Annotated in this window: 6 protein-coding genes; 5 read left to right on the forward strand and 1 reads right to left on the reverse strand. The window is 63.8% G+C overall.

Going from position 1 to position 7,572, the window contains the following annotated elements:
* Positions 1–295: 295 nt before the first annotated feature.
* Entirely contained in the window at positions 296–1,345 is a 1,050-nt protein-coding gene (locus tag LXM94_RS24920; RefSeq protein WP_235774455.1) for a LacI family DNA-binding transcriptional regulator, read from the reverse strand.
* Positions 1,346–1,488: 143 nt separating this feature from the next.
* On the opposite strand from LXM94_RS24920, the gene LXM94_RS24925 reads away from it, so the two are divergent.
* From LXM94_RS24925 to LXM94_RS24945, 5 genes are all read left to right on the forward strand, one after another.
* On the forward strand, positions 1,489–3,048 hold the full coding sequence (locus tag LXM94_RS24925; RefSeq protein WP_235774457.1) for a sugar ABC transporter ATP-binding protein: 1,560 nt from the start codon (positions 1,489–1,491) through the stop codon (positions 3,046–3,048).
* Complete coding sequence (locus LXM94_RS24930) at positions 3,045–4,067, forward strand: ABC transporter permease (protein WP_408015702.1); 1,023 nt, start codon at positions 3,045–3,047, stop codon at positions 4,065–4,067. Before LXM94_RS24925 ends, LXM94_RS24930 begins: the two co-directional genes overlap by 4 nt.
* A 110-nt stretch (positions 4,068–4,177) precedes the next feature.
* On the forward strand, positions 4,178–5,131 hold the full coding sequence (locus tag LXM94_RS24935) for a substrate-binding domain-containing protein (RefSeq protein WP_235774458.1): 954 nt from the start codon (positions 4,178–4,180) through the stop codon (positions 5,129–5,131).
* 203 nt (positions 5,132–5,334) lie between these two features.
* A complete protein-coding gene (locus LXM94_RS24940) occupies positions 5,335–6,387 on the forward strand; it encodes a sugar phosphate isomerase/epimerase family protein (protein WP_235774460.1) in 1,053 nt (350 codons plus the stop codon).
* Positions 6,388–6,635: 248 nt separating this feature from the next.
* On the forward strand, positions 6,636–7,572 hold a 937-nt coding region (locus LXM94_RS24945; RefSeq protein ID WP_235774462.1), incomplete at its 3' end, for a Gfo/Idh/MocA family protein.

Genomic DNA, 7,572 nt, shown 5'->3' on the forward strand with positions numbered 1-7,572 from the left:
TTGCTGTCGCCGACGTCGGCGCCGGCCCCGGAAATCCCGCCCGCCCCTGGCGGCGAACGGCGCGGGCGGGCCTCTACGCCCCGCATCTGGTGCACGGTGATCCGCGCAGCGACGGCCGCGACGCGTTCTAAAGCATGTCGCGCGAATCCGAAGGATCGCGCTGCGCTTTGGGCTGTTTGGCTCTGCATCCGGACCGTTCATCGCGACGGGCGATGCGATGTGACGGAGGTCGCGCGTGCAGGCCCGCTTCCGCTGTGCGTGTCTCCGGATTGCCGACGGCCCGTGTCGATGCGTGTCAATAGCGCGTGCCGCTGACGCGTGAGGGACGGGTCGGCGGCACCGTCACGGACATGCGGATCGTCAGGTCCGGCACCAGCAGCATTTCCCGCTCCTTCGGCTTCGTGCCGTTCAGCAGGCTGAGTAGCGTCGTCATCGCGTGCTTGCCGATCGCGGTCCGCGGCTGCGCCACCGTCGTCAGCGACGGCGATATGAAGCCTGCCTGCGGCACGTCGTCGAAACCGATCACGGAAAAGTCGTGCGGCAGGTCGTAGCCGCGCGCCGTCAACGCCAGGATCACGCCGATCGCCGTCATATCGTTGACGCACAGGAAGGCGGTCGGCAGGCGGTCGCGCATGAAGAGCTGCTCGACCGCGACACGCCCGCTTTCGAGCGACCCGTCGCCGCTCATGACCTGCCGGTCGGCGAGCGGCACGCCAAGCGCAGAAAGCCCGTCCTCGTAACCCTGCCTGCGCCTGATGTAGCCGACCTTCGTCTTCGAATCGCCGATGAAGGCGATCCGTCGATGGCCGATCGCCAGAAGATGGTCCACGGCCTTGCGTGCTCCTGCCCGGTCGTCGACGCCGACATAAGGGATGTCCGCGTGCTCGAAGGGTTCGAACACCGCGACTGTCGAGGGAAGCCGCGCACCGTCGCCGGCGTTGAAGCCGTAGGGGATGTGGCCGGTGAACAGGATCAGCCCGGCCGCCTGGTTCGAGTTGAGGAAGCGCAGATATTCCAGCTCGCGCTCCGGGTCGTTCTGTGTATGGCTGATCAGCAGGCCGTAGCCGCGTTGGCGCGCCTCCGTCTCGAGCCCGACGAGGATATTGGAGAAGTTCGGGTCACCGATGTCCGGCGCCACGATCAGAATCATGTTTGACTTGCCCATGCGCAGGCTTCGCGCCATGGCATTCGTCGTATAGCCGGTCACCGCGATCGCCTCGTTCACCCTGAGGCGGGTGGTTTTGGCAACTTTTTCAGGCGTGTGTATCGCACGGCTGACCGTCGCGATCGACACTTCCGCAAGGCGCGCGACATCTTCGATTGTTGCGGCGGATGGGGCTGACACAGGGCCTCGGCGCTTGCAGGTCGGACGGTTTGCGATCTTATACAGCCTCTTTGCAAAGGCGAAAGGCCGGATCGCGCGACCGGCCGTGAATTGTTGCGATGTAAACCTTTACATTCGCGCTGTAAAGGTTTACATCGATCATTATGCCGCTCTTGCGGGATGTCTGGGAGGACAGTGTGGCAATCGATAATTCAGCAACCGGCGGGCCCGTTTTGGCGGCGCGCCGGATCTCCAAATCGTTCGGCGACGTTCAGGTGCTCTTCAGCGTCGATTTCGACGTGAGGCCCGGCGAGGTTCATGCGCTGATGGGCGAGAACGGCGCGGGCAAGTCGACCCTCGTCAAGATCCTCTCGGGCCTCGAGCAGCCGACCTCCGGCGAGGTCCTGCTGGACGGCAAACAAGTGAAGCTGCCGCCGAACGGCGAGGCGGAGGAGCTTGGCGTCGTCGTCATTCACCAGGAGCTGAACCTTGCTGAACATCTGACGGTTGCCGAAAACCTCTTTCTCGGACGCGAAATCACCCGTGGTGGTTTCCTGCGGCGTGCCGAGATGGCGCGCCGGGCGCGCGAAATCCTCGAGTCGCTGAAGCTCGCGATTTCGGAGGATGTGCTCATCCGCGACCTGCCGATCGCCGACCGCCAGATGGTGGAGATCGCCAAGGCCATCAGCCGCGACGCCCGCGTGCTCTTCATGGACGAGCCGACGGCGGTTCTCTCCCCCGTCGAGACGGAGGTCTTCTTCGAGCAGGTGCGTCGGCTGCGCGACAAGGGCGTCGGCATCGTTTTCGTCAGTCACAAGCTCGATGAGGTGGTTGCGCTGTCCGACCGCGTCACCGTGCTGCGCGACGGCCAGTGGATCGCCACCCATCCGGCATCGATTCTCGATGGCGACGCCATCGCCCAGCTCATGGTCGGCCGCGAGCTGAAAAGCCTTTATCCCAACAAGCAGGAGCCTGATGTCGACGAAACGGTCGTGCTCTCGGTCGAAAACGTTTCGACGACCTATGTGCGCGGCGCCTCCTTCTCGCTGCGCAAGGGCGAGATTCTCGGCTTCTGCGGGCTGATTGGTTCGGGCCGCACGGAGTTGATGGAAGCGGTCGTCGGTCTGGCGACCCGCCGGACGGGCAGCATCATGCTGAACGGCCAGCCGGTCGCGATGCGCTCGGTCGACGAGGCCTTCGCCGCCGGCATCGCCTACATGACCAAGGATCGCAAGGGCAAGGGCCTGCTGCTCACGGCGCCGATGACGCCGAACCTGACGCTCTCCTCGCTATCGCGCCATCTCAGCCACGGCTTCCTTCTGCCCACCAGCGAGGAGAAGGCGATGGAGGTCGCCATCCGCCGGTTCGACGTGCGCGTGCGCGACGACAAGGTGCTGGCCGGCCGCATGTCGGGCGGCAACCAGCAGAAGCTCCTGCTCGCGAAGACCATGGAGACCGATCCGGACATCGTCATCATCGACGAGCCGACGCGTGGCGTCGATGTCGGCACCAAGCAGCAGATCTACCACTTCATCGCCGCGCTCGCCCGCGAGGGCAAGTCGATCATCGTCGTCTCCTCCGAAATGCAGGAGGTCATCGGTCTTGCCACCCGCGTCATCGTCATGCGGCAGGGCGAGATCGTCGTGGAACTCGAAGGCGACGAGATCAACGAGCAGGAGATCATGCGGTATTCCGCCGGATTGAAGAAGGGAATGGCCGCATGAGCGGGGATACGAACGTCGCGGCCGGGGAGGCCAAGGGCATGCCGAAATTCAAGATCGACTTTGCGGTCGCGGGGCCGTTCCTGGCGCTGGTCGTGCTCTTCATCCTCGGCGCGCTGATCAACCCGTCCTTCATGAGCGAAGGCAACATCTCCAACATCCTGACGCGCAGCGCCTTCATCGGCATCATCGCCGTCGGCGCCACCTTCGTCATCACCGCGGGCGGCATCGATCTCTCGGTCGGGTCCATGGCGGCGGTGATCTCGGGTGTGATGATCATCGTGATGGACAACCTGATCGACACGACCGGCGTCACCTGGACGACGATCCTCATCGGCTGCGGCCTCAGCGTCGCCATGGGTGTCGGTGCCGGCGCCGTGAACGGCCTGCTGACGACGCGCGCCAAGATCGAGGCCTTCATCGTGACGCTCGGCACGATGGGCATCTATCGCTCGCTCGTCACCTATTTTGCCGATGGCGGCACGCTGTCGCTCGACAGTTCGCTGCGCACGCTCTACCGGCCGGCCTATTACGGTTCGGTGCTCGGCATTCCGGTCCCCGTCGTGGTCTTCATCCTTGTCGCCATCGTCGGCTGGGTCGTGCTCAACCGCACCGCCTTCGGCCGCCATTGCCTGGCGATCGGCTCCAACGAGGCGGTGGCGAAATACTCCGCCATCAAGGTCGACCGAGTGAAGACCGCCACCTACATCATCCAGGGCCTCTGCGTCTCGCTCGCCACCATCATCTACGTGCCGCGTCTCGGCTCGGCGTCGGCCTCGACCGGCGTGCTCTGGGAGCTCGAGGCGATCGCAGCGGTCATCATCGGCGGCACGATCCTCAAGGGCGGCTACGGCCGGGTTGGCGGCTCCGTCGTCGGCGCCATCCTGCTCACCACCATCGGCAATATCCTGAACCTGACGGACATCATCTCGAACTACCTGAACGGCGCGGTGCAGGGCGTCATCATCGTCGTCGCCGTATGGCTCCAGCGCGGAAGCTGGCGCAAGACGGCCAAAAGCTGAATTTCACCGGATTTCCGGATGAAGGCGGTCGTCGGGTTTCCGGCGCCCGAGGGGAGAGCCTTGCCCGCCGGGCAGAGGCTGTGCGCAACACCAACAGGAGGAAACCGCGCATGACACTGAAAGCGAAAATCGGGCTCGTCGCGGCCGGCATGCTGCTCGCATCGACTGCGCTCGCATCGGCCCAGGAAAAGGTCAAGATCGGCGTCTCGATCCCGGCCGCGACCCATGGTTTCATGGGCGGTCTCAACTGGCATGCCCAGGAGGCCGAAAAGCGCCTCGAAGCCGCCCATCCGAACGTCGACCTTATCGTCGTGACGGCGAGCGATCCGTCCGACCAGGCGAGCGATCTCGAAGATCTCGTCTCGGTGCAGCAGATCAACGCGCTCGTCGTCCTGCCTTTCGAGTCCGAGCCGCTGACCGAGCCGGTCAAGCAGGTCAAGGCGACCGGCGCCTTCATCACCGTCGTCGACCGCGGTCTCTCGGAACCCGGCATCGAGGACGTCTATGTCGCCGGCAACAACACGGAGATGGGCAAGATCTCCGCCGAATACATGAAGTCGCGCCTGAAGGAAGGCGACAACATCGTCATCCTTCGCGGCATCCCGACCGTTCTCGACACCGAGCGCTTCGACGCCTTCATGGCCGAGATCGACGGTTCGGGCATCAATGTTCTCGACAACAAGTTTGCCAACTGGAACCGCGACGACGGCTTCGAGGTCATGCAGGACTTCCTGCAGCGCTTCCCCGACATCGACGGCGTCTGGGCGCAGGACGACGACATCACGTTGGGCGTGGTCGAGGCCGTCAAGCAGGCCGAGCGCCAGGACCAGATGTTCGTCGTCGGCGGCGCCGGCATGAAGGAAATCGTCAAGGGCGTGATGGATGGCGATCCGCTGGTGCCGGTCGACGTGCTCTATCCGCCGGCGCAGATCGCCACCGCCATGGACCTGACGGTGGCCCACTTCACGTCGAACGGACCGGTGCGCGGTCGCTACATCCTCGGCGCGCCGCTGATCACCAAGGAGAATGCCGCGCAGTTCTACTTCCCGGATTCTCCGTTCTGATCTGATGAATACCGAGCCGCCCGGGACATGATGACTCGGGCGGTCGCATCTGTCCAAGCGTCGGATTTTTTCACGGGTTTTCGACAAATTGCATTGCCCGGCGGGTCGAAGACCGGTAGCTTTCGCCCCGTTGCGGTACGTACCGCAAATCTCGTCTGAGAGAAAATAGGAAGAGCGGTCAGGTTCTTGGGAGGACGCCAAAGATGAAGACGATCAAGGGCCCGGCCCTGTTCCTCGCGCAGTTTGCGGGCGATTCCGCTCCGTTCAATTCCTGGGAGTCCATCACCAAATGGGCCGCCGACCTCGGCTACAAGGGTGTACAGGTGCCGTCCTGGGATTCCCGGCTGATCGACCTGAAGAAGGCCGCCGACTCGCAGGCCTATTGCGACGAATTCGCCGGCAAGGCGCGCGACAACGGCATCGAGATCACCGAGCTTTCCACCCATTTGCAGGGCCAGCTCGTCGCCGTGCACCCGGCCTATGACGAGGCCTTCGACGGTTTCGCCGCACCCGAAGTGCGCGGCAATCCGAAGGCGCGGCAGGAATGGGCGGTCGAGCAGGTGAAGATGGCGCTGACGGCGTCGAAGAATCTCGGTCTCGACGCAATGGCGAGCTTTTCCGGCGCGCTCGCCTGGCCCTTCGTTTACCCTTGGCCGCAGCGTCCCGCAGGTCTCGTCGAGACCGCCTTCGACGAGCTTGCCAAGCGCTGGAAGCCGCTGCTCGACCATGCGGACAGTTGCGGCGTCGACATCTGCTACGAGATCCATCCAGGCGAGGACCTGCACGACGGCATCACCTACGAGATGTTCCTCGAGCGCACCGGCAACCATGCTCGCGCCTGCATGCTCTACGATCCGTCGCACTATGTGCTGCAGTGCCTCGACTATCTCGACAATATCGACATCTACAAGGACCGCATCCGCATGTTCCATGTGAAGGATGCGGAGTTCAACCCGACCGGCCGGCAGGGTGTCTATGGCGGCTTCCAGGGCTGGGTCAACCGCGCCGGCCGCTTCCGCTCGCTTGGCGACGGCCAGGTCGATTTCGGCGCCATCTTCTCCAAGATGGCGGCCAACGACTTTGCCGGCTGGGCGGTGGTCGAATGGGAATGCGCGCTGAAGCACCCGGAGGACGGCGCGCGCGAGGGCGCCGAATTCGTCAAGGCGCACATTATCCGCGTGACGGAAAAGGCCTTCGACGACTTCGCCGACGCCGGCACCGACGACGCCGCCAATCGCCGCATGCTCGGGCTTTGAGGCCAGGCACGTTTCTTCTCCCCTGGAGGGAGAAGAAACAAAATCAGCATCTTAGCTTCAGCTAAGTGCTAGATTTTGCAGATGAGGGGACAAAGCGCCCCCTCACTTGCAATTTCTAACACTTGGCCCTTGGCCAAGACGTTGAAATTGCTTTCTCTCCTTCAACGAGGGAGAAAACGTCGCGTCAACGGCATCCCCGGTCGCTCAAGGGCAATTTCGACAGGCATACTTTCAGGAGGAACACCACAATGGCAATCGAAGGAAGTTCCAGCGAGGCGCGCGAGCCGCGCATCCGGCTCGGCATGGTCGGCGGCGGGTCCGGCGCCTTCATCGGCGCGGTCCACCGCATCGCGGCACGCATCGACGATCACTATGAGCTCGTCGCAGGCGCGCTGTCGTCGTCGGCCGAAAAGGCCGAACAATCCGGCCGCGAACTCGGACTCGACCCCTCGCGAAGCTATTCGAGCTACAAGGAAATGGCGATCCGCGAGGCGAAGCTGAAGAACGGCATCGAGGCGGTCGCGATCGTCACGCCGAACCATGTGCACTACGAGGCGGCGAAGGAATTCCTGAAGCGCGGCATCCATGTCATCTGCGACAAGCCGCTGACCTCGACGCTTGCCGATGCGAAGAAGCTCAAGAAGCTTGCCGACGAGAGCGAGGCGCTTTTCGTCCTCACTCACAACTATACCGGCTATCCGATGGTCCGCCAGGCGCGCGAGATGGTCGCCAATGGCGAGCTCGGCACGATCCGCCTCGTCCAGATGGAATATCCGCAGGATTGGCTGACGGAAGACATCGAGAGTAGCGGCCAGAAACAGGCGGCCTGGCGCACCGACCCGTCGAAGTCCGGCGCCGGCGGCTCGACCGGCGACATCGGTACACATGCCTACAATCTCGGCTGCTTCGTCTCCGGCCTGGAGCTGGAAGAGCTCGCCGCCGATCTCGACAGCTTCGTGCCCGGCCGCCGGCTCGACGACAACGCCCATGTCATGATGCGGTTCAAGGAAAAGGACGGCGTCACCGCCAAGGGCACGCTCTGGTGCAGCCAGGTGGCGCCCGGCCACGAAAACGGCCTCAAGGTCCGCGTCTACGGCACCAAGGGCGGGCTCGAATGGGTGCAGGCCGATCCGAACTACCTCTGGTACACGCCGTTCGGCGAGCCGAAGCGCCTCATCACCCGTA

It is taken from the genome of Rhizobium alarense (assembly GCF_021555155.1).
Taxonomy (GTDB): Bacteria; Pseudomonadota; Alphaproteobacteria; order Rhizobiales; family Rhizobiaceae; genus Rhizobium_D; species Rhizobium_D alarense.